A 22,216-nucleotide genomic window follows, 5' to 3' on the forward strand; every position below is an offset into this window, starting at 1 on the left:
CGCTGCCCGCTCCATATGTTCGTCATGGCACCTCGATCAGGGGGAAGGGGATCGATTGGTCTGGAGGCGCCGCCAGGCCGAGCTCGGCGCCGAACTCGCGGATGTCCAGGGCGTCCAGCCAGGTCAGCGCCGTCGCGCCCAGACGGGACCAGACGGGGTCGGCCTTCCCCACGTCCCGGTCGCAGATCGCTCCGAACGCCATGCCCGGATACTGTTCGAGCCGGTGCAGCAGCGCGCGCCAGTCGTGCCGGTGCGGGCAGGGCAGGATCCTCCCGTTCACCCTGGCCGGATGCGGCGACCGATCGCCGACCGTGAGCAGCACCGTCCGCTCGGCCTCTCCCGCGGCGATCCGGCCGGCCACCACGGCCAGCATGTCCTCCAGCTGCGCGCCGTGCGGGTGGCCTTCCGGCGCCGGATCGCGTTCCTCCAGGCGGGTCAGCGAGGTCAGGGCGTGCCCGGGAGAGACCAGCCAGTCCACGACCTCGACCTTCCCCTCGGGAACCCTTCGGTCGTAGGAGTGCGCGCCGTAGGTGACCAGTGACACCTGGAGATGGCCGGAAGAACCCGCGGACACCGTCGCGATCATCTGGCGGAGGCGGTCGAGCCGCTTCACGATGTCACCTGGGGCACCGCTGGTCTCGACCGCGCAGATCAGGTGCTGCGAGCCGGTCCGGGTGTCGACCCGGCGCGGCACCGCGGCGACCAGGTCGGCCCAGCTACGGTCGTCCTGCGCCAGGCCCGGCAGGCCGAGGAGACGAACCCGGCCCGGCCTCTCCAGCTCGACCAGGAAATCGTAACGGCCCGGGACGAGCCTCGCCGACTGGAGCGACAGCAGCAGCGGCCTGCGGCCCCAGGCCACCACGGCGAAGGCGGTGCCCCTCTCGTCACCCGCCTCGCAGCGCACGGTGACCTCGGCGACCGCGCCGGGCCGTGCCCCGATGGCGAACAGCCGATGGGCGGCGAGTTCGAACCCGCCCGTCACCACGCTCCGCTCCAGCACGACCAGCTCGTACGGGCGGTCCAGCGGGTCGTTCAGGAGCACCTCGCGCAGCAGCGCGTCGACCCGCACGTCCGCCTGGACGAAAGCCATCGCCTCCGGGCGTGCCGCGTGCAGCCAGGCCAGCGCCTGTCCGGCCAGTGGACTGTCCGGGAAGGAGCACACCAGGATCAGCGCGGCGTGGGAGTGGACGCCCGCGGCGCGGATGACGGCTTCCTCGGTGGGGTCCTGCGTGGGGTTGTCCCACCCGCGCTCACCCGCCAGAGAGGTCCACGGAATCACCGGGTCGAACCGGCAGCGCGGCCTGCCCAGGTCGTCGCGGCGCAGGTCGAAAGTGGTGATGCCGTCGGCGGCCACCTCCACCAAGGTCAGCCGCCTGGACTCGTCGAGTCCGGCGACCGCCCCGGCGAGGGCCTTGCGGAGCAGAACCTCACCCGGCTCGGTCACCTGAAGGCCTCCGTAACGCGTCTAAAGAAAGGCATGGACCACTGTCGGCGCGACGGCTCCGCCACCCGGCAATCCCCTCGACGAATTCCCGAACACCTGCGGTGTAATTTTCTTTCCGTCTTTTGTCAGCGTCGCATCGATCCCACAACGACCACCTCCGGGACGTCCCACGGACTTGATTTCCCTGCGGTATAAGGAATCACACCTTACAGAATTATAATAGTGTCCATGTCGTGGCGACGTTCCCAGCTCATGATCTAAAGTTCATAACCGTGGGCTCGGGCGCCATTCGGAAGGGGAATAGATGAGGACACTCCTGATTGCCCTGTCCGGCGCACGCCCAGAAGTCTTGAAGCTCTGCCCGACCGAGCAGGGCAAATTCGAGGGCATCGGCGGAGCGGTGCTCACCACCAGCGTGCTGGCGGTCGTGTCGATGACGTTCGCCCTGAACTCCGCGCTCGGCGTCTCCCTTGTCCTCGCCATCCCGGCCAGCCTCGTCTGGGGCCTGGCCATCATGAGCCTCGACCGCTGGCTGGTCAGCACCATGCACGCCGACGGGCCGCGGCGCTGGCGGGTGGCTCTGCCCCGGATCCTCATGGCCGTGCTGCTCGGCCTCGTCATCTCGACCCCGCTGGTCCTGCAGATCTTCAAGTCCGAGATCGACGCACAGATCGTCCAGATCAAGCAGCAGCGCGCCAACGAGTTCTCCACGCGGCAGAGCACGGGCAGCGTCGCCCGGGAGGTCGCCCGCCTCCGCACGGAGACGACGGCCCTCCAGAACGTGATCACCTCCGAAGGCGACGTCCCGCTGGATCCCGCCAAGGACCCGAAGATCAAATCACTGACCGCCGAGCGCGGCGCCCAGCAGACGCAGACCAAGAAGCTCTACGACGAATGGCAGTGCCAGCTCTACGGCGGGAAGACATGCCCGCGCAAGGGCGACGGCCCCCTGGCCCAGGCGAGCAAGCGCGCCTACGAGAAGGCCCAGAGCCAGGTCGACCTGCTCACCCGGCAGATCGAGGACCGCAAGTCAGAGCTCACCGCCACGGACGAGAGCAGCAAGAAGGAGCGCCTCGACCAGGCGACGCAGGACCTGCCCAAGGTCCAGGAGTCGCTCGATGCCGCGGTGCGGCGCCAGAGCGACCTGCAGAACGCCTTCGACGCGGAGAACAGGGCCACCAACGGGTTGCTGATCCGGCTGCAGGCCCTCAACGAGGCGTCCGGCAAGGATTTCACCCTCAGGTCGACCCACCTCCTGCTGTTCCTGCTGTTCCTGCTGATCGAGTGCCTGCCGGTCGCGATCAAGCTGATGCAGAAGCCGGGCAACTACGAGAAGATTCTCAACCTCGCGGCGAAGCAGGAGTTCCGGGACGCGCGAGACAGTTACCGCTCCCAGTTCGGTTCCTCCGCCCCCTCGCCGGGTTCCGCGACACAGCAGGACGCCGACGACGACTCCGCATCAATATGGGACATCTGGGAAGAACCAGACCCCCTACGCGCCACCCGCAGGGTGCAGACCCCGGCCGGGCAGTCGAAGACCATGCATCTGACCGACCCTCAGAACCCGGACAACGACCACTACTCCGCCGAGGACGACATGCTGCGCGCGATGCCGAACACCCGGGCGTTCCGTAGATCCGACTCCGCGGGCCCGGCGGGCGAGCGCCCCGGCAGGATCGAACTGTTCCCCGATGACGACGACTGACCCTGCGTGATCCCCGAAATGAACGGCCGCCTGGTCAATGACCGCTACCGGCTCCTGTCCATGATCGGCAGTGGCGGGATGGGGAATGTCTGGCTGGCCGAGGACGAGTTGCTCGGGCGCCGCGTCGCGCTCAAGGAGCTCATCCTGTTCCCGAACGGAGAGCACCTGTCCGTGCGTCGCCAGCGCGTGCTGCGCGAGGCGCGGGCCGCGGCGCGGATCAGGCACTCCGGCATCGTCGAGGTCTACGACATGTTCGTGGAGGACGATCTTTCCTGGATCGTCATGGCCTACGTCAAGGGCAGTTCGCTCCAGGACCTGATCGAGCGCGGCCCCATCGGCGAGCGCCGGATCGCCGAGATCGGCAGGCGGGTGCTGGCCGCGCTGACCGCCGCGCACCGGGCCGACGTGCTGCATCGTGACGTGAAGCCCGCCAACATCCTGGTCGGCGAGGGGGGCGAGGTGTTCCTCGTCGACTTCGGTATCGCCCACATCATCGGCGAGAGCCGCCTCACCTCGCAGAACGCCTTCGCGGGCACGCTGGAATACATGGCGCCGGAACGGATCAACGGCCTTCCTCCGGGGCCGCCCGCCGACCTGTGGTCTCTGGGGGCGACCTTCTTCCACGCCCTGGAGGGATACTCCCCGTTCTTCCGCGGCAATGTGCCGGCCACCATGAAAGCCATCACCTTCGACGCCCCTCCCCGCCTCACTCGTACGGGGCCGCTGTCCGACGCGGTCGTCAGGCTGCTCCGCAAGGATCCCGACCGGCGGATGGACGCGCGGGGACTGGAGGGGATTCTGAGGTCGATCGTCGCCGATCCCCCACCCGCGCCCTCGCCACACCGCCCCAGGCCCGCCCCCTCACCGCCTCCTGCCGACCCCGCGCCTGCACAGCGCCGGCCCAGGGTCGCCGCCCCCTCACCCCACCCTTCCGACCCCGCGCCCTCGCAGCACCGGCCAGGGGCCGCACCCTCAGCCACACCGTCGCCCAGGCCCGCGTCACCGATCTCGTCCAGGGCCACCGAGCGCGCGCAGGAAAGGCCCGTGGATCTCGACGGGCTGGCCCCAGCCGAAGCCGCCCGGGTCGTCAGCGCCATGGCGACCTCGCCCGCCGCGCGACTGCTCGCCCGCCTCCCCGCGGAGATCGTCTCGCGGGTGCTGGTCCACATCGAGCCGGAAGCCGCGGGGGCGATCCTGCTGGAGCTGTCCGCGGACAGGGCCGCCTCGTTTCTCGACGCGGTCCCGGCGAGAACCGCAGGCCCCGTGCTGAATGTGATGGCGGCCAGGCGGCGGGAGACCGCCGCGGTGCTGCGGGCGATGGAGACGGCCCGCGCGGGCCAGGCGCTGAGCCACATCGATCCCGGACAGGGCGGCGCGCTGCTGGGCGCCATACCTCCCGGCGAGGTCGCGAAGATCCTCGCGCGCACCGCCGCCCGGACCACGGCCGGCATCGTCCGCGTCCTCGCCGCGACCCCGCTCGCCATCCGCCTGATCGAGACGATGCCCGCACAAAAGGCGTGCGACGTGCTCGGCTACTTGCCCCCCGCCATCATCGCCAGATTACTCGAATCCTCCTCCGACGGCCGCGCCGACCGCCTGCTCAACGGCCTCGACGGCGCTCTACGCGCTCAGGTCCTTCGCCATCCGCACCCATCGAAAGATCAACGATCAGGTGAGGGGCGGGCGCGGCCGGAGAACCCGCACGAGGGCCGGAAATGACTACGGGCACCCCCGCGGTGCGGAAGGTGCCCAGGTCATCGGCTTCAGCCGGTGGTGCGCCGCCAGGGACTCGAACCCCGGACCCGCTGATTAAGAGTCAGCTGCTCTAACCAACTGAGCTAGCGGCGCTTGCAACGGGGGTAACTCTAGCAGCAGCCTCAGCTCGCTCGCACCCCGGTTGATCCCGCTCGGCCACTGTCCGCCACTGTCCGCCACTGTCCGCCACTGTCCACCGCCTGGACGCCGTCCGGCCCCCGGATAGACTCGGGGCCGGACAGTCCCCCAACTGTCCGGCCCCGGCCTCTTCGCGGGCTTTGCCATCGTCTCCCCCAAGACTCCGGCGGCTCCGCTCGGGAACGCGATCCCCCTCGCGTCCTTATCCGGTGAAAAGTCTCTGCAATGCTCCCCCCGGGCTTCGCAGACCCCTTGACCTGCAACAACACTACCTGGCCAAATGTAACGGGCGCGTCATCCAAAGGTTGATTTTGCACCTACACCCACCCTTGACCCGGTATCACCGAAGCCTCCGTCAACCCCCGCCGGATACCCGACAATCCGGCTTCCCGGGGGTCGAGGTGCCTGGTTCGGGCTCGGCCGGGGGTCGATCGGCCTGCCCCGGGCTCGGACCGAAGGCCGATCGGCCCGGTTCGAGCTCGGGCCGAGAACCGATCTGCCTGCCCCGGGCCTGGATCAGGGGAGTTCGAGGCCGACCTCGGTGTTCTCCCTCAGCGCCCGGCTCACCGTGCAGTACTTCTCCTCGACGCGGTGGGCCACCGCGCGGAGGACCTCGGAGGCCTTCTCGTCACCCTCGGGAAGTTCCACGTCGTAGGTGATGGTGATCGGCCCCAGCTTGCTCGCCTCGACCTTCTCCGCCTGGACCGTCATCGCCAGGCGGACCATGCGGTGGCCACGCTGGGCCGTCAGTGGCTCCACCGTGACGATGTTGCAGCCGCCGAGCGCCGCGAGCAGCAGTTCGACCGGGGTGAAGGTCCCCTGCTCGTCGCCACTGCCCATGGCGACCTCGGCTCCTCGGTCATTGCGCGCCACGAACCCGTTCTCGGTCCGTTCCACTCTCACCTGCGCCATCGCGTTCCTCCTCCGGCCGCCCTGGATCTGCGGATCACCCTACAGAGGCAGGGAGGCCGGAACGGCGCCCGCCTCAGGCATCGGGATGTCTGGACAGGTACTCGATGTAGAACGGGCGCAGCGCGTCGCCCAGCTCCCCGTGGCCCGAGACCATGGCGTCACTGAGCAGAGCCGAGATCCGGCTAAGGTCGTTGGTCGTCTCATCCCCGTGGCCCGATGACGCCTCCGCCGCCGGGATCAAGGAGAGCAGCTCCCACAGAAAGCCGAGATCTCCGTGGTGCACGGCGTAGTGGACCGCGCGATCATGCAGTTCTTGGGCCGACAGTGACTCAAGCTCATCCGTTTCCAACAGACCCACCCCCTCACGCCCCTTCTGCCCCGAGATTGTCACCATCATGCGCGATCGACGGTACGCACAGTCAGCGCACCAGCCGGACCAGCATCTTCCCCGTGTTGGCGCCGCGGAGCATGTCGATGAACGCCCGCGGGGCGTTATCCAGGCCGTCGACGACGGTCTCCGTCGAGACGAGCCTGCCCTCGCGGAGCCAGGCGCCAACCTCGGCGATCATGTCGGGCAGCCGCGCCTGGTGGTCGGAGACGATGAATCCGCGCAGGGTGAGCCGTTTCCCCACGGCCAGGAGGAGGTTGTTCGGGCCCGGTACCGGCTCGGTGGCGTTGTAGACCGAGATCGCCCCGCACATCGCGACCCTGCCGTACATCCTCAGCTCGTCGATGGCCGCCTGTAGATGGTCGCCGCCGACGTTGTCGAAGTAGACGTCGATCCCGCCGGGGGCCGCCTCGGCGAGTTGCTCACCGATCCGGCCGTCGCGGTAGTTGAAGGCGGCGTCGAAGCCGAGATCGCGGACCAGGTAGGCGACCTTCTCCGGCGACCCGGCGCTGCCCACCACGCGTGAGGCGCCCTTCAGCCGGGCGATCTGCCCGGCCAGGCTGCCCACGGACCCGGCCGCGCCGGACACGAACACCGCCTCGCCCTCCTTGAAGTGAGCGATGTCGAGCAGGCCCACGTACGCGGTGAGGCCGGTCATGCCCAGCACCCCGAGGTAGGCGGAGAGCGGGACACCCGGGATCTCCTCGACCTTGCAGGCCTGCCTCGCGTCAAGCACGGCGTACTCGCGCCAGCCGTACCCGTGGGTGACGAAGTCGCCGGGGGCGAAGTCCGGCGAGCGCGACACGACGACCTCGCCGACGGCCCCGCCGTCGAGGGGGGCACCGATCTGGAAGGGCGGAAAGTAGGACTCGCCCTCGTTCATGCGTCCCCGCATGTACGGGTCGACACTGATGAAGAGATTGCGGACCAGAATCTCCCCCTCCTCGGGAGCGGGCAGCTCGGCCTCGGCCGGCTCGAAGTTCTCCGGGACCGGCCACCCCGAGGGCCGCGACGCCAGCCGGATCTCCCGCGACACCGTACGGCCGGCCGCACGCGCCGACGTCCCGTTCACAGCGGCGGTCCCGGTCGCGGCGGCGGTCCCGGTCGCGGCGGCCCTCCCGGCACCGGTGCCCGCTCCGGCCCTCGGCCCGGCTCCCGTCTCCGGCACGGCCCCGGGTCCGGCCCCGGCCCGGGCTCCGGGTCCTGCTCCGGGTCCGGGCCCGGGCTTGGGAGCGGCGCCGGGCTGGGGGCCGGGTTTGGGAGCGGGTCCAGGCTTGGGACCGGGCTTGGGGCCGGGTCCAGGCCTGGGAACGGGACCGGGCCTCGGGCCCGGCTTGGGGACCGGCCGGGTTCCGGGTTCTGTCCCGCCTCCGGTGGACTGATCTCCTGATCGGCCGGTGGATGATCGGTCGTCCGACATGATGAGGCCCCCTCGGCGATTTGTGCTTCTCATCTGGGACTTTCCCATCCGGTAGCGGTTCTTCTCGCGAAACGGCGACGCACCTGACAAGATCTCGCCACTTTCGTGACCGCATCTGGTCACGGATGCGAAACTCTCCACGGAAGCCGGAATACGGTCCGCCGTCCCGGTCACCGTGACCGCCGTACCCGCGGCGCTCGGTATCGATCGGATCGGCAGGCGCTCGGCCGGCCAGCAAAGTGTCTAGTGTCCGTATATATCCGCTCTCGGGATGCAGATCTGCCGCCCGTCCAACCATCCATGCGAGGATGCCCAAACGTGAAAATAATCATCAAAATACTGGTTGTGGCCGCCGCCCTGTGGGCGGCGACCCGGCTCGTGGACGGCATCACGGTGTCCGCGCAGACCCCTGCCAAGGAGATCGGCACGCTCCTCGCCGTCGCCCTGGTGTTCGGGATCGTCAACACCGTTCTCAAGCCCGTCATCAAGACACTCGGCTGCGCCTTCTACATCCTCACGCTGGGCCTGTTCGCCCTGGTCGTCAACGCCGGGCTGCTGCTGCTGACCAGCTGGATCGCCAAGGAGCTCAGCCTGCCCTTCCACGTGGAGGGCTTCTGGCCCGCGTTCTGGGGCGCGATCGTCATCGGCCTGGTCAGCTGGCTGCTCGACCTGATCCTCGACGCGATCGTCGGCGACTGAACCGATGGTCGTCGTCCTTGACGGCGCCCACCTGACCTGCGAACAGGTCGATCGGGCGGCTCACGGCTCACCGGTCGCGCTGGGCTCCACGGCCCGCGCGCGGGCGGCATGGCGGACGGCCTGCCTGCTCGAAGGGCCGGTATACGGCCGGACCACCGGGGTGGGCGCCAACAAGGACGTGGCGACCGAGGCCGCCGGTCTTGACCTGCTCCGCAGCCACGCGGGTGGCGCGGGGCCGCAGATCGAGGAGTTCCGTGCCCGCGCCACCCTCGTCGTCCGCCTCAACCAGCTGCTCGCCGGCGGCTCGGGGGTCGATCCCACGCTGTTGCCCGTACTCGCCGCCGCCGTCAACCGGGGCCTGACCCCGCCGATCCGCACCTACGGCGCCATCGGCACCGGTGACCTCACCGCCCTGGCCACCACCGCGCTCTGTCTGCTGGGCGAGCTCGCCTGGAGGTCTCCCTCCGAGGGCGTACGGACCGGCGGGCGAGCCGGAACCGACGCCTCATCCTGGGCGACGCGGGCCGGCGGGTCCGATGCCCGGGCCGAAGACGCCTCTCCCGGCACGCACGCCGGTGAGCCCGTGCCCCGGTTCGCGCTCGCCGCCGGTGACGCACTGCCGTTCATCAGCTCGGGCGCGGCCACCCTGGCGGACGCGGCGCTGGCCTGCCACCGCCTGGGAGTCCTCCTGTCCGCCGCCACGGCGGTCGCGGCCCGCTCCTTCCTGGCGGTCGACGCCTCGCTGGAACCGCTCTCTCCCGTCGTGCAGCGCGGCCCCGAGCAGACCTCGGTCGCGGCCGGGCTGCGCGCCCTGGTCGGCGCCACCAACCCGCGCCGCGTACAGGACCCGTACGGCTACCGCGCCTTCCCTCAGGTCCACGGGGCCGTGCTCGACGCTCTTCACCGGGCGGAGCAGACCGTCACCGAGGAGGCGAACGCGGCTCCGGAGAACCCGTTGATCGCCGATGGCCGGGCCTGGCACAACGGCAACTTCCACTCGGCGCGGGTCGCACTGGCCCTCGACGCCCTGCGGGCCGCGCTCGTGCAGACCGCGACGCTGAGCGCCGCCAGGCTCGCCACCCTGAACGACCCGGCCCACACCGGGCTGCTCCCCTTCCTCGCCGAGCGCCCCGGCCGCTCCGGGGTGATGATCCTCGAATACGTCGCGCACTCCGCCCTGGCCGAGCTGCGCCACCTGGCCGCCCCCGTCACTCTGGGCGGCGCCGTGCTCTCCCTGGGAACCGAGGACCACGCGAGCTTCACCCCGCAGGCGGCCCGTTCCACGCTCGCCTCCGTCGAACCGCTGGAGATCGTCCTGGCCTGCGAGCTGGTGACCTCCGTACGGGCCCTGCGCCTGCGCGGCGTCCCCTGCGATCTACCGTTCGATCCCGCGATGGACGACCGCCCGCTGGACGCCGACCTCGACGTGGCACGCGGGCTCCTGTCCGGCCTCGCCCTCGCCGTTCGCTGACTCTCCGCCGGTCAGCCGACCGAGCCGCGCTCGCGGAGCTGGGGGGCCTGGACGATGCGGCGGCGGCGCGGGTTGCCGTCGGCGGCGGCCACCACGATCCGGACGGCGGCCCGGACGATACCGTCGATGTCCCAGTCGACGGTGGTCAGGCCGGGGGTGAGCAGTCCCGACATGGGGTGGTCGTCGTAGCCCATCACCGACACCTCCGACGGGATGACCAGCCTCCGCTCGGCCGAGGCCGCGTAGACGCCGTAGGCGATCGAGTCGGCGAAGCAGAAGAACGCCCGGTGCCCGGCGTCGAGCATCTCGCCGGCGACCCTCGTGGCGGATGCCAGTGACTGCGGGGCGGTGACCATCTCGATGTCCAGATCCAGCCGCCCGGCCTCGGCCATGACGTGCACGTCGGCGGGCCTGTCGGGGGTGCTGGCCCCGGTCGAGGTGAGGACGGCCAGGCGCCGGTGGCCTCGCTTTCTCAGGTGCTCCAGGGCGAGGGTCACCCCGGCCCTGTTGTCGAAGACGACCTCGCCCGCGGCGCGCGCCCCGGCCAGCGCGTCGCCGATCGACACCACCGGCAGCCCCTCGCACAGCTCGGCCCAGAGCGGTGCCGCGGGGTCGACCGGCTGCACGATCAGCGCGTCCACTCGCTGGTCGCGGAGCTGCCTGGCGAGCGTGTGCTCCCTCGCGGGGTCGCCCGCGGCGTCCAGGATCAGGGCGTAGCGGTCGTTGTCCTTGAGCGCGCGGCCGATGCCGACGGCCAGCGCCTGCTGCCAGAGATCCTCCAGGGAGCCGCAGAGCAGGCCGATCATGCCGGTTCTGCCGCTGGCCAGCGCGCGGGCGATGGGATCAGCCTCGTAGCCGAGCTCGGCCGCGGCCCGGCGTACCCGCTCGATGGTCTCCTCGGAGACCTGCATGCCGCGCAGCGCGTACGAGACGGCGGCGGGTGACAGTCCGGTGGCCTTCGCCACCTCACGTATGGTCGCTCGTTTCCGGGGCTGGGGCATCGGACCAGCCTATTCCTCAAGGCCTCCGAAGGCGCACTCCCAGGGAGATCGCGGCTTTTGAGGGTATTGACATGATACGAGGTGAAGCGATTCACTGAAACGGTTCACTGAACCGTGTCACTGCTGGATGTAGCATGGTGGGAGCGGTTACCTATATTCTAGGTAGGAAATACCTCGATAGTCTGGGGGGAGGCCGGTTGTGGCCGTCGACGTTCACCAGCATCTGTGGACGCCCGCGTTCGTCGACGCGCTCAGGCACCGCACGGCCGCGCCCCGCCTCGACGGCTGGACCCTCCACACCGGCGGCGAGCCCCCCTACGAGGTCAACCCCGCAGACCACGACCTCACCGCGCGCCTCGCACTGAACTCGGACCTCTCCCTGACCCTGGTGTCACTGTCCAGCCCGCTCGGCATCGAGTCGCTGCCGCCCGAGGACGCCTGGCCGATCATCGACGCCTACCACGAGGACGCCCTCGCCCTGCCCGCGCCGTTCGGCGCCTGGGCGGCGACCTGTCTCAGCGAGGTCGACCCGGGCAGGCTCGCCAAGAGCCTCGACACCCGGCACGCCGGGCGAGGGTTCGCCGGGCTCCAGTTGCCCGCGACCGCCGTGCGCGACGCCGCGGGCCTGGCCCACCTCGCCCCGCTGCTCGACGTGCTCACCGAACGCGACCTGCCGCTCTTCGTGCACCCAGGACCCGCCCCGGAAGCCGAGGAACCCGAAGTACCCGGGGTGCCCGGCTGGTGGCCGGCCGTCGTGCCGTACGTGCAGCAGATGCACTCCGCCTGGTACGCCTTCGCCGCCTTCGGCCGGGCCCGCCACCCCCGCCTGCGGGTCTGCTTCTCGCTGCTCGCCGGGCTGGCCCCGCTGCACTCCGAGCGCCTGGCCAACCGGGGCGGGGAGGGCCGGGGGCAGGTCGACCCCGGCATGTTCCTGGAGACCTCCTCCTACGGTCCGCGCGCCATCGACGCGATCGTCCGCGAACTCGGCGTCGACGTCGTGGTCAGCGGTTCCGACCAGCCCTACGCCACCGCCCCGGACCCCGGGCTCGGCGACGCCGCCTGGCACGCCATGGCGGTCACCAACCCCAACCGTCTGTTGAACCGGAAGGAGTCGCGTCAGTGAACCAGTCCCAGGACCGTGGGAGCTGTGTGCTCCCGGCGACGACGGCCCCGAGCGACGCGAGCGCCACGCGAGTGAACAGCAGCGGCGCCAAGCCGTCCGGCGGTGAGTCCGCATGAGCTACGAGGCCCTGCCCGCCCGCGCCCTCGACCGGCGCGAGCTTCTCGACCTGGTCAACGAGCTGGCCGCCGACCCCTCCCGATGGGAGGGGCAGGTCGAGTTCCCCGAGGAGGGGGGCCGCCACTACGCCTCTCTCTACCGTGACTCCCACGTCGACATCTGGCTGCTGTGCTGGCGGCCCGAGGACGACACCGGCTGGCACGACCACGACACCTCCTCCGGCGCGGTCCGGGTGGTGGCCGGGACACTCCTGGAGTGCAACCCCCGGATCGGCGGCGAGCACCTGGAGACCATGATCTCCGAGGGCGGGTCCTTCTCCTTCGGTCCCGACCACATCCACCGGCTGAACGGCGCGGTGCACGGCAGCGTCTCGATCCACGCGTACTCACCGCCGCTGTGGCGCCTGGGCCAGTACTCGATCAGCGACAGCGGCGTGATGCGCCGCGTCTCGGTCAGCTACGCCGACGAGCTGCGCCCGCTGGACGACGCCGAGCAGATGGTCGAGGTCGCCTGAGGCCGGACGGCTCGGGCGGAGATTCGGCAGGGAGACGGCCTTGGACAGGTGCCGAACCTGATCAAAAAAAGAATTGATCAAGTTCGGCACCGGACCGCCCAAGGGTTGTTCGGTTGTACGGGGGGTTGTATTTGAGAGCAGACCAGGTCCAGATACTGGGACAGGCGCCCCCTGGGCAGGCATCATCAACGCATGGGCGGTGACAGAACACTCCTGGGCGGCAACACGACGCTGGCTGCGGTGCTCTCCGAGGCGGGGTGCTCCCACGGTGCGCTCGCGCGTCGGGTGAACGAGCTGGCGGGGCGCCAGGGAGTGGTGACGCGCTACGATAAGGCATCTGTCACCCGCTGGTTGCAAGGGATGCATCCGCGGGGCCATGTCCCGGAGTTCATAGCCGCTGCGCTGGCCGAACGCCTCGGACGCGCGCTCAGTCCGGTCGCCATCGGTTTTCTGGCGGAGCCTCAGCGTCCCGTCGTGGCCCGTTCGCTCGCCTATGGTGAAGATGTGGGTGAAACACTGCACACGCTTGCCGAACTCGGCTCCACCGATATCTCCCGCCGCGCGCTGCTGGGCAGTGTGCCCTTCGTCGCCACGGCCCTGATGGACCCTCAGCGCCGCTGGCTGCTCTGGCTTCTCGAAGACGACCAGGCCACACACCTGACAGCCGTCGCGAACAGTGGCCCCGCTGAGCGTGTCTACGCGATGATCGCGATGTTCGACGAGATGGACAACCGCTTCGGCGGCGGACAGGTGCGCTCCAGTGTCGTGCACTACCTCACCGCCGAGGTCGTCCCCATGCTCCAGCGGTCTGGGGCACCCGAGCGCCAGCGCGGCCGGCTGTTCACTGCGGCGGCGAAGCTGGCCGCGATGGCGGGCTGGAGCTCCTATGACTCGGCCGAGTACGGCCTGGCCGAGCGCTACATGATCCAGGCGCTACGGCTCTGTGCCGAAGGCGGGGACCGGGTGCTGGGCGGGCAGATCCTGGCCGGCCTGTCTCATCTGGCCACCAGCCTCGGCCGTCCCGACGAGGGAGTCGCCCTCGCGCGTAGCGGACTGGCCACAGCCAAGAATGCGGGAAGCCCGCTCGGGCTGATGCGGCTGCATGCCATGGCGGCTCGCGGGCATGCCGCCCTCAAGCACTCGGCGCAGGCCGCCGCCTCGTTGAAGGCCGCCGACGCTGCCCTGGACGCCAGCGACGGTCCTTCGGAGGAGTCGCCCTGGGTCCGCTACCTCGACCACCACTACCTGGAGGCCGAGGCCGCGCACTGCTTCCGTGACCTGGGCGATGCCCGCCGCGCCGAACACCTCGCCGACGACTCGGTACGCGCCAACGCCGACCGGCGTCGACGCCAGGCCATCAGCCAGTCCGTCCTGGCCACCGCACATCTACAGCAGCGGCGCCTGGACGAGGCCATCGATGCGGCCAGCACCGCCTTGAACCTACTGGGCACGGTTCACTCCGAACGGTCGGTGCAGGCTCTGCGTGATTTCCGCACCAGGCTGGAGCCGCACCACGCGGAGCCGCTGGTGCGCCGGTTCGAACGGCAGGCCCGGCCCGTACTCGGCGCGGCCTGAGGTCAGTAACCGTCCGGGGTCGGCGCGTTCTGCGCCCGGTCCACCGGGATGTTCGCCCCTGATATGCCGCTCGCCGCGTCGGAGAGCAGGAAGGCGATCACCGCCGCGACCTCGGCAGGATCCACCAGTTGCCCGGCGGGGAACTCGCGGGTGAACGCGGCGAACCGTTCGGGATGCTGGGTGCGCATCCGATCCCACCGCTTGCCCGGGATGAGCATGGAGCCCGGTGAGACGGCGTTGACCCGGATCCCGTCCGCCCCGAGCTCCCGGGCCAGCGAGGTGGCCAGGTGGATCTGTGCGGCCTTGGCCGCGCCGTACTGGGGCTGAGGTCCGGGTTTCCAGCCGGAGATCGACGAGACGATCACGACGGATCCACCACCCGCCGCACGGAGATGCGGGGCGGCGGCCGAGATGAGCCGGGCCGCGTGCCCGACGTTCAGCTCCCACGTCGCCGTCCAGTCCTGGGAGGTCGCTGAGCCCAGCGCTCCGCCTCTCGCCCCACCGGCACATGCCACGACGCCGTCCAGCCCGCCGAATCGAGAAGCCGCTTCGGCGACGAACTCCTCCAGCAGCTCTGAGGCGGTCACGTCCAGCGACTTGGTGAACAGCGCGTTCTCACCGTACCCCCCCAGGGATTCAGCCATCTGACGGAGGTGCTCCTCGCTGCGGGCGCATGCCGCCACCGAGCAGCCTTCGAGCACGAGACGCCGCACGATCTGCTCGCCCAGCCCGCGTGATCCGCCCGTGACGACAACACGCTTTCCGGTCAATGTGAATCCAGCGCTTCCGGCCGGGCCGGCGTGACTGCCGTCCATGTCGTGTCCCCTTCCTGTGTCAACACTCCACGATCTTGCCGAATGGTCCCTGGTGAGCATGCAGCAGCACAGGACCTCGCGACTACGCCCCACCTCGCGCAAGGCGTACAACCTGCGTGCACCCCGGCGTGCCCGCAAACACCATCGATGCATCCTTCCGGAACGGCCGCCGGAGGGGTTGCCTGAGCACGGCGCCCTACCGCTTCGAACGGTGACGGTCGCTGAGCACAGAGTGTCCCCCGTCTGGTCTCCAGGAAGGAATCCGGCTATGGCCGTCGATGGCATCTCCAGCACCTCGCGCCCACAGCGCTCTCACTACGCGAAAAGGCGGAACGACGCATCCGGAGCGGTCGGCCGGAAGCAGCCGTGATGAGCGCCGCCGACGTGGACCTTCCAGCAGTTACACTTCACGCCCAGCTGAAGACGGCCGTCGATCCTCTCGCCCCGAAGAGGGCCCGCGTCTTCACCGCCGACATCCTGCGCGCGTGGGGAGAGCAGGATCTCATCGATGACGCCGTCCTGATCGTCAGCGAACTGGTCACCAATGCCTTCCATCACGGTCGAAGCCAGAGGCCGGAAGATCTCACCGCTCTCATGGGTCAGAGCACTGAGATCGTCACCCTGCTCCTGGAACTGCGGCCGAACGCCGTGGGCATCCATCTCCAGGACGGCTCTCCGATCCTGCCCGTGCCCCGGATCGCTCTTGACGATCAGGAGAACGGCCGTGGGCTGCAGATCATCACGGCTCTCGCTCAGTCATGGACTGCCGCTCCTATCGCCGCAAACGGAAAGCAGGTCACCACCTTCCTGCGCCGCGACAGCACGTCCTCCGCGTGACCTGTGACATCCCCGGATCCGCCTCAGCAAGGAGAACCGCGACCGTGATTTCCCCATCTGCTGGCTCCCACGATGAATCGCCCGCCCCCGAGCCCCGCAGAGCGCTGCTGCTCGATCTGGATGGCGTCCTGTTCGACACCCGCGTCGTGATGTGCAGGGCCTGGCAGCTCGTTCAGGAACGTCACAACGTGGACGTCCCCTTCGAGGATTACCTGCGCCACATCGGCCGTCCCTTCCCCGACATCATGCGGCAGCTTGGCCTGTGCGAGGCCGAGCTGTTGCACGCCACCTACGACGAGGCGTCCGTCACGTGGGCTGACCTCGCCCCGCCGTTTCCCGGAATCGAGGCGGCGTTGCGTGCCTTCGCTGAGGACGGCTGGTCGCTTGGGGTTGTGACCGCCAAGCCGCTCAACCGGGCGGCACCGCTCCTGGAACACCTGGGCTGTCCGTTCGGCACGGTGCGTACTCCCGGTAGCGAGCGTGGCAAACCCGCTCCTGACGCCCTGCTGCTGGCCCTGGTCGAGCTCGGAGCGGATCCGGCACAAGCCGTTTACGTCGGGGACATGGCGGTAGACCAGGAGGCCGCCTTGCACGCAGGCGTGCGGTATATCCACGCCGGATGGGGATATGGGGCTCCTACCACACCGTCTCCCTTGGTCGTGGAGACTCCCGCCCGCCTCGTCCAGATCGGGCGGAACCTACAGGCTCCCGCGGCGTCCTCACCGGTGCCCTTGAGGAGCCCCAGATGACCACTGCCAGCGACCTCACGCTGATCTTCTCAGGGCGGCCGTCAGCCACGCCGAGCTGGGACCTGATGCGCGCCGCGAGCCTCACGCCCTCAGCGGGACCGCGCATCCGCGTGGAGGAACTCGACGTGGGCGAGATTGATCCCGACGAGATCAAGCGGCATGTCGAGCACGTGATGGACGAGCTCGGATCGTTCGCCTCGGAACTCGCCGTGACACCGAGCGGCGCCTCGTGGCTGCACGTCCATCAAGTGCCGGTGCGGAGGCTGGTCTCCCAGGTCGTGCGTAAATTGCTCGCCCTGTCGGCCTGGCCGCCGTTCACGAGCGCCCCCGGTCCCATTACCGTCCCACCTGGACAAGCGCTGATCGGCGAACGCGACAGCAGTTCGCAGGAGTACCGCTCCTATACGGTCACCTGGCCGGGAATCGCCTACCTCCTCGGCGCAGAGGTCCTCGCCGCGTCGGCGCCGTTACCCCGTTCCTTCGCCAGCGCAGAGATCCGGGATGTCCCCAGCTTCCCGACGGCGGCGGTGGTGGCTGTGTCGTGGTCATCGCGCCATGCCGGGACGCTGCTCCCGGTCCTGGCGGAGGTAAGCCGCAATGGACAGCGGAGCCTGCTGCTGGATCTGGCCACTGACCCTGCACAACGGTGCCTGGAGGTCGATGATCCGCTGATCACGGTCCACCGGATTCCCCTCACCCGCCTGCTCGCTCCCGGAGGGCTTCCCGTGACCACTCTCCATGCCATGCGGCAGCCGGGCGACAGTCGATCCGTGCTGATCGGAGCACATAAGGTCCTCCTGGACCGGCTGGCCGACCTCGCGGCCCGCCTGCTGGAGCGCAGCGCGGGATGCACCCAGCCGTCCTGGTGCGCCACCGTGAACGCCGAAGCGTGGCTGGACGGTGTCATCGCCGCCACCCGGCCCGCGACGATGCTGGTCAGCAATGACACGAGCCCTCTCGGCGCGCTCGCCGTACATACCGCCGACCGGATCGGCGTGCGGACCGTCTACGTGCAGCACGGAGCGTGGATTCCCGGGTCGGTGGCCTGGCCCGTCCTGCACTGCCGTCACATCGTCGTCATGGGTGAGCGGGACGCCGCGTCGGCCGCCGGGTGGGTACGGCGTGACGACGCCGAGATCCACGTGCTGGGCCAGCCACGTTTTGACGCACTCGCCTCGGTGGATCGCCCGCGTCAGCGCCGTTACCTGGAGAGTCTGCTCACTTCGGAAGGCGGCCGGCCACCGGAACGGATCGTGGTCTGGGCCTGCCAGCCGTTCTCCCGCAGCCGTCTGCGAACCCAGGCGGAGATCCTCTTACGTGGGATGCAGGCAGCGGAGGGAGGCTGGGAACTGGTCATCGCTCCTCATCCTGCGCAGGACCCGCACGTGTTCGAGGCTCTCTCCGGGCTGAAAGTGGCCGTCGCCGATCCGGCGACAGGGGCGCGCGGCTGCCTGGTCGGTTCCGACGCCATCGTGACGGTCTCCTCCACCTGCGGTATCGAAGCGATGCTGCTGAACGTGCCGGTGCTCGAACTCCGCCTGCCCGGCGAGCAAACCCTCGGTCTGGCCGAACATCAGGCGGCGCGTGCCTGCGCGGATGCGGCCGATGTCGCCGCGGCCCTGTCTCACCTGGCCGCATTCCCTCGTCAGACATCCGTCTCCGGCAGGGCGAAGAACGCCGTGTGCCGATGGGACGGCGCGACTGCTGCCGCCGTCGCGAAACTCGTCCTCGGCCCGTCGAGCTGACCTCGTACGGCCCGCATTTCTCGACAACGATGCCCCGCTGATGGCGGGCCAGGAAGGAAACCCCTGATGATGACCTTGACGGCTGACAGCGTCGCCGGGCTGTTCGGCGGGACGGTAGCTCTGACCATGAACGGCGGGCGGAGCGTCAGCCCGCGAGGCATGGCCACGCGAGAGGTTCTGGACGTGAACCTCCGGCTGACCCGGCCACGGGCCAGGCTGCTGCTCGCCCCACCAGCCCGCATCCTCAACCCGGCCTTCGCCATCGCCGAGACCGTGTGGATCCTGTCCGGCTCCGACGACCCGTGGATCTTCGACTTCAACGGGCGGCTTCGTCAGTTCGCCGACGGGGGAGTCCTGCGCGGCGCCTATGGCCCGCGGATGCGCCGCTGGGGTGGGCGGATCGACCAGCTGGCACGGGTCATCGAGACCCTGAAAGCCGATCCGGACTCCCGCCGCGCGGTGGTTCAGCTGTACGACCCCGCTCAGGACACCGCAGGGCATCGGGACGTCCCGTGCACCCTCGGCTTCCGCTTCCACCTGCGGCAGGGGCGACTGCACATGTCCACCACCATGCGCGGCCAGGACGTATGGGTGGGCCTGCCGTATGACCTGTTCTTCACCACCACCCTGCACGAGCTGATGGCCGGGTGGCTGGAGGCCGAGCTCGGCGACTACCACCACCACGTCGACTCCCTGCACATCTACGAACGCGACATCGACCAGGCCGCCACGCTGAGGGCGATCCCCGAGACGCCGGAGCTCCCCGCGATGACCGCGCCGTGGCACGGCTTCGAAACGCTCCTGGCGCGGACCCGGGCGGGCGAGCTGACCGGCCATCCTGGCTGGGACACCGCGGCCGAGGTGCTCCACAGCTACCGGCTATGGAAGAGCGGCGACCGTGTCGGTGCCCAGCACCTCGCCGACCAAGCACGCGGGCCGCTGGGAGAGGCGTTGCGTGCCTGGTACGAGGAACTACGGTCGCGCGCGACGGCAACGGCCGGGACCCGGTGAGACCAGTGATGACATCCCCCTTTCCGGTCGTGCTGGGCCTGTGCTCCTACACCCACGACTCCGCCGCGGCGCTGCTGGTGAACGGCGAGCTGGTCGGGTTCGTCGAGGAGGAACGCCTGTCGCAGATCAAGCACACCAGGGACTACCCCCACCATGCCGTCCGGTGGCTGCTGCGGGAGGCCGGCATCACCGCCGCCGACGTGGACGCGATCGCCTACAACTTCTGCGGTCCCCGCTACCTGGACGCCGTCCCCGACGCGGCTCGCCTGTTGTGCTCGGTCGAGACGCGGGGACGGGCGCTGCCCCGGGCGGCCGGATTCGCCAAGGTCGCCCTACGTACGGCCCGCCGTGTCCAAGTCTTGGGCCGGATGTTCCCAGGCGCGCGAGTACGGCCGGTCCTGCACCATCGGACCCACCAGATGTACGCCTTCGCCGCCTCCGGCTGGGACGCGGCCGCCGTGCTTGTCGTGGACAGCCTGGGCGAGACGCAGACAACCACGGTCGCCGTCGCCCGCCAGCGCACCCCCGGCCAGCCCGAGATCCGCACTCTACATGCCCTGCACGATCCCGCCTCGCTCGCCTACGCCTACGGCGCGGTCACCGAACACCTGGGCTGGCGGCGTGGAGACGAGGAGGGCACCGTGATGGCGCTGGCCGCCCTCGGCGACCCGGCGCGTTTCCGCGAGCTGTTCACCCGGGCCATCTGCCTTACCTCGGACGGTTTCACCCTGGACCCGAGGCTCTTCCCGATCCGGGTCCTGTCCTCCGGTTACCCTCGGCTGTCGCCCCGTTTCGTCGCCGAGACCTGTCCTTCCTGTCACCCGCACGCCCCCGTCGAGCAGGTTCACCGGGACCTGGCCGCCGCGCTACAGGAACGCACCGATGTGGTCATGCTGCACCTGGCCCGCCGCGCCCGGGCTCTGACCAGATCACGCCGCCTGTGTGTCGGCGGAGGAGTGGCGACCAACTGCGTCAGCATCGGCCGGATCATCGATGCCGGGATCTTCGAGGAGGTTTTCGTCCCGCCGGCTCCGGGGGATGCGGGAACCGCCATCGGAGCGGCTGCGGCCGTCCATCTCAACGCGGGTGGTCGGCCGCTGTCCGGCATCGCCGGAGTTTGCTATCTGGGCCCGGCCTTCGCCGAACCGGAACTCGACCTGTCTCCATGGCCCACCCTCGCGCTGAAACACGTGCAGGGTGACCCGGCCGAACATCTGGCCGAGCAGCTTGCGAGCGGACGCATCGTTGGGCTGTTCCAGGGGCGGGTCGAAGCGGGCCCTCGGGCACTGGGCAACCGCTCCATCCTGGCCTCCCCTCTGAACGAAGGCGTGGTCGAGCGGCTGAACGCCACGGTGAAGTTCCGCGAGCCGTTCCGGCCGTTCGCCCCGATGGTCCTCGCCGACCATGCGGCCGACTACTTCACCCTCGGCCAGGACGCCCCGTTCATGTCCATGGCCTCCGGCGTCACCGATCTCGCCCGTGCCCGGATCCCGGCGATCGTCCATGCCAACGGGACCGCACGGCTCCAGACCGTCACCAAAGATCAGAATCCCTTCATGCACGCCGTACTGGAGGCATTCGCCCGCCGGACCGGCGTCCCCGTCCTGATCAACACCTCCCTCAACGTCAAGGGCAAGCCCATCTGCGGAACGCCGCGGATGGCTCTGGACTGCCTGGCCGTCTCCGGGCTGGACGCGCTGCTCCTGGAAGGCAGGTGGGTGACGAAGTGATCATCGGATACAGCTTCTGGGGCTTCCTCGGCCCCGGGATCACCGACACTCCCGACGGAGGACGCAGCCACCGCCGTCCCCTGGTCGACGCGCTGATCGGGCAGGGCCACCAGCTGGTCTTCCTCCAGGCCGACCGCGACCGGCTGGAGGCCGGTGACGACCTCGGCGGTCGCTACGCCTTCGAGCGAGGTCTCCCCGAGATCGACGTGCTGTTCCTGGAATGGCGTTGGATCATCCCCGGCCGCAACACCACTCCGTGCGGGACTCCCGAACATACCTGCGACCTGCACCGGCAGCACGAACTCCTGGATCACTACACCGTTGTCCGGCGCACCCCGACGGTGATCTGGGACAAGGACCGGCAGCTGACCGCCGGTAGCCCGTGGCGCCACCGACCCGGCGTGATCGTGTGCGAGGCCGCTCTCGCGCCGACCGCCGGAGCGCGCAGCCTGCTGTTCCCCGTCGATGACGCGCTGCTGGACAGCGCCGACCCGCGCGCCCTGGCGATTGTTCCTCGGCCGATCACCCTGGGCTACGTGGGCAACCAGTACGACAGGGACGAGGAGTTCGACACCTACCTGGCGTCCGCCGCCGCGCGCTTCCCGCACCGGGTCGCCGGCAAGTGGCCCGACACCGACCGCTGGCCCTACGTGACCTTCCTAGGAAGGATCCCCTTCCCTCAGGTGCACGAGCTGTACGGCGGCGCGCTGGCGACCGTGCTGCTCCTGCCCCGGAGATACGCGGCGGCCGGTCAGGTGACCCAGCGCATCTTCGAGGCGGTCTTGGCCGGATGCCTGCCGCTCGCCCCCGCGGACATCCGGCACGTCGAGCGGTTCGTCCCTCCCCGGCTGATCGTCCGCGACAGGACCGACGTCATCGGCAAGCTGGCCCGCCTGCGTGCCATCGCGGGCAGCCGGGAGCACATGCGGCTGATCGCCGAATGCCTGCACCACCTGGAACTGTTCCGGCTGAGCACCCAGATCCGGGTCCTTGAAGCGGTGCTGGCCGACCTCACCGGACCGCGGGCCCGTATCGAGACGGTCAGTTCAGGAAGGGAAGTCAGATGA

Annotated in this window: 19 protein-coding genes and 1 tRNA gene; 13 read left to right on the top strand and 7 right to left on the bottom strand. The window is 69.7% G+C overall.

The genetic code is table 11. The features are described from left to right. Positions 1–22: 22 nt before the first annotated feature. Positions 23–1,444, bottom strand: coding sequence for a hypothetical protein (locus OG884_RS08335; RefSeq protein WP_326643792.1), 1,422 nt, complete (start codon positions 1,442–1,444; stop codon positions 23–25). A 304-nt stretch (positions 1,445–1,748) separates the two neighbouring features. Here OG884_RS08335 and OG884_RS08340 point away from each other — a divergent pair, with 304 nt between their 5' ends. After that, complete coding sequence (locus OG884_RS08340; protein WP_326643793.1) at positions 1,749–3,149, top strand: DUF4407 domain-containing protein; 1,401 nt, start codon at positions 1,749–1,751, stop codon at positions 3,147–3,149. Positions 3,150–3,155: 6 nt separating this feature from the next. Further along, a complete protein-coding gene (locus OG884_RS08345; protein ID WP_326643794.1) occupies positions 3,156–4,868 on the top strand; it encodes a protein kinase domain-containing protein in 1,713 nt (570 codons plus the stop codon). A gap of 52 nt (positions 4,869–4,920) precedes the next feature. Here OG884_RS08345 and OG884_RS08350 read toward each other — a convergent pair. The 4 genes from OG884_RS08350 to OG884_RS08365 form a co-directional block, all read right to left on the bottom strand. Further along, positions 4,921–4,997 (bottom strand) — tRNA-Lys (locus tag OG884_RS08350). A gap of 561 nt (positions 4,998–5,558) precedes the next feature. Continuing rightward, on the bottom strand, positions 5,559–5,954 hold the full coding sequence (locus tag OG884_RS08355) for an OsmC family protein (protein WP_326643795.1): 396 nt from the start codon (positions 5,952–5,954) through the stop codon (positions 5,559–5,561). Between the two features lie 73 nt (positions 5,955–6,027). Further along, a complete protein-coding gene (locus tag OG884_RS08360) occupies positions 6,028–6,312 on the bottom strand; it encodes a hypothetical protein (RefSeq protein ID WP_326643796.1) in 285 nt (94 codons plus the stop codon). A 61-nt stretch (positions 6,313–6,373) separates the two neighbouring features. Continuing rightward, complete coding sequence (locus OG884_RS08365) at positions 6,374–7,378, bottom strand: NADP-dependent oxidoreductase (RefSeq protein WP_326646877.1); 1,005 nt, start codon at positions 7,376–7,378, stop codon at positions 6,374–6,376. Between the two features lie 702 nt (positions 7,379–8,080). On the opposite strand from OG884_RS08365, the gene OG884_RS08370 reads away from it, so the two are divergent. Beyond that, the gene (locus OG884_RS08370) at positions 8,081–8,461 is read left to right on the top strand and encodes a phage holin family protein (RefSeq protein ID WP_326643797.1); all 381 of its coding nucleotides are present in this window, start codon (positions 8,081–8,083) and stop codon (positions 8,459–8,461) included. Between the two features lie 4 nt (positions 8,462–8,465). Next, the gene (locus OG884_RS08375) at positions 8,466–9,932 is read left to right on the top strand and encodes an aromatic amino acid lyase (protein ID WP_326643798.1); all 1,467 of its coding nucleotides are present in this window, start codon (positions 8,466–8,468) and stop codon (positions 9,930–9,932) included. An 11-nt stretch (positions 9,933–9,943) separates the two neighbouring features. Here OG884_RS08375 and OG884_RS08380 read toward each other — a convergent pair whose 3' ends face one another. After that, a complete protein-coding gene (locus OG884_RS08380) occupies positions 9,944–10,897 on the bottom strand; it encodes a LacI family DNA-binding transcriptional regulator (RefSeq protein WP_326643800.1) in 954 nt (317 codons plus the stop codon). A gap of 235 nt (positions 10,898–11,132) precedes the next feature. Here OG884_RS08380 and OG884_RS08385 point away from each other — a divergent pair, with 235 nt between their 5' ends. From OG884_RS08385 to OG884_RS08395, 3 genes are all read left to right on the top strand, one after another. Further along, positions 11,133–12,056: an amidohydrolase gene (locus OG884_RS08385; RefSeq protein WP_326643801.1), complete on the top strand. Its 924-nt coding sequence runs from the start codon at positions 11,133–11,135 to the stop codon at positions 12,054–12,056. A gap of 112 nt (positions 12,057–12,168) precedes the next feature. Continuing rightward, the gene (locus OG884_RS08390; RefSeq protein ID WP_326643803.1) at positions 12,169–12,687 is read left to right on the top strand and encodes a cysteine dioxygenase; all 519 of its coding nucleotides are present in this window, start codon (positions 12,169–12,171) and stop codon (positions 12,685–12,687) included. A gap of 192 nt (positions 12,688–12,879) precedes the next feature. After that, positions 12,880–14,262 carry a hypothetical protein gene (locus tag OG884_RS08395; protein WP_326643805.1) on the top strand — a complete coding sequence of 461 codons (1,383 nt, stop codon included), beginning with the start codon at positions 12,880–12,882 and terminating at the stop codon, positions 14,260–14,262. Between the two features lie 2 nt (positions 14,263–14,264). Here the strand turns inward: OG884_RS08395 and OG884_RS08400 are convergent, their stop codons facing one another. Then, positions 14,265–15,032: an SDR family NAD(P)-dependent oxidoreductase gene (locus tag OG884_RS08400; protein ID WP_326643807.1), complete on the bottom strand. Its 768-nt coding sequence runs from the start codon at positions 15,030–15,032 to the stop codon at positions 14,265–14,267. Positions 15,033–15,446: 414 nt separating this feature from the next. Here OG884_RS08400 and OG884_RS08405 point away from each other — a divergent pair, with 414 nt between their 5' ends. From OG884_RS08405 to OG884_RS08430, 6 genes are all read left to right on the top strand, one after another. After that, positions 15,447–15,914, top strand: coding sequence for an ATP-binding protein (locus OG884_RS08405; protein WP_326643809.1), 468 nt, complete (start codon positions 15,447–15,449; stop codon positions 15,912–15,914). A 44-nt stretch (positions 15,915–15,958) separates the two neighbouring features. Continuing rightward, the gene (locus OG884_RS08410) at positions 15,959–16,663 is read left to right on the top strand and encodes an HAD family hydrolase (protein ID WP_326643810.1); all 705 of its coding nucleotides are present in this window, start codon (positions 15,959–15,961) and stop codon (positions 16,661–16,663) included. Next, positions 16,660–18,408 (top strand): hypothetical protein, encoded by a 1,749-nt coding sequence (locus OG884_RS08415; protein ID WP_326643812.1) that lies wholly within the window; start codon positions 16,660–16,662, stop codon positions 18,406–18,408. Before OG884_RS08410 ends, OG884_RS08415 begins: the two co-directional genes overlap by 4 nt. A 66-nt stretch (positions 18,409–18,474) precedes the next feature. Then, positions 18,475–19,419, top strand: a complete 945-nt coding sequence (locus OG884_RS08420; RefSeq protein WP_326643813.1) for a thymidylate synthase — start codon at positions 18,475–18,477, stop codon at positions 19,417–19,419. A gap of 8 nt (positions 19,420–19,427) precedes the next feature. Next, complete coding sequence (locus OG884_RS08425) at positions 19,428–21,149, top strand: carbamoyltransferase family protein (protein ID WP_326643816.1); 1,722 nt, start codon at positions 19,428–19,430, stop codon at positions 21,147–21,149. Next, on the top strand, positions 21,134–22,216 hold the full coding sequence (locus tag OG884_RS08430; RefSeq protein WP_326643818.1) for a glycosyltransferase family protein: 1,083 nt from the start codon (positions 21,134–21,136) through the stop codon (positions 22,214–22,216). Before OG884_RS08425 ends, OG884_RS08430 begins: the two co-directional genes overlap by 16 nt.

The sequence above is a fragment of the Streptosporangium sp. NBC_01755 genome, assembly GCF_035917995.1.
Lineage (GTDB): Bacteria > Actinomycetota > Actinomycetes > Streptosporangiales > Streptosporangiaceae > Streptosporangium.

Excerpts from the sequence above, each read along its gene's own strand:
- OG884_RS08425 (WP_326643816.1), top strand. The coding sequence starts at position 19,428 with ATGACATCCCCCTTTCCGGTCGTGCTGGGCCTGTGCTCCTACACCCAC.
- OG884_RS08395 (WP_326643805.1), top strand. The coding sequence starts at position 12,880 with ATGGGCGGTGACAGAACACTCCTGGGCGGCAACACGACGCTGGCTGCG.
- OG884_RS08390 (WP_326643803.1), top strand. The coding sequence starts at position 12,169 with ATGAGCTACGAGGCCCTGCCCGCCCGCGCCCTCGACCGGCGCGAGCTT.
- OG884_RS08375 (WP_326643798.1), top strand. The coding sequence starts at position 8,466 with ATGGTCGTCGTCCTTGACGGCGCCCACCTGACCTGCGAACAGGTCGAT.
- OG884_RS08405 (WP_326643809.1), top strand. The coding sequence starts at position 15,447 with ATGAGCGCCGCCGACGTGGACCTTCCAGCAGTTACACTTCACGCCCAG.
- OG884_RS08420 (WP_326643813.1), top strand. The coding sequence starts at position 18,475 with ATGATGACCTTGACGGCTGACAGCGTCGCCGGGCTGTTCGGCGGGACG.
- OG884_RS08340 (WP_326643793.1), top strand. The coding sequence starts at position 1,749 with ATGAGGACACTCCTGATTGCCCTGTCCGGCGCACGCCCAGAAGTCTTG.
- OG884_RS08415 (WP_326643812.1), top strand. The coding sequence starts at position 16,660 with ATGACCACTGCCAGCGACCTCACGCTGATCTTCTCAGGGCGGCCGTCA.
- OG884_RS08355 (WP_326643795.1), bottom strand. The coding sequence starts at position 5,954 with ATGGCGCAGGTGAGAGTGGAACGGACCGAGAACGGGTTCGTGGCGCGC.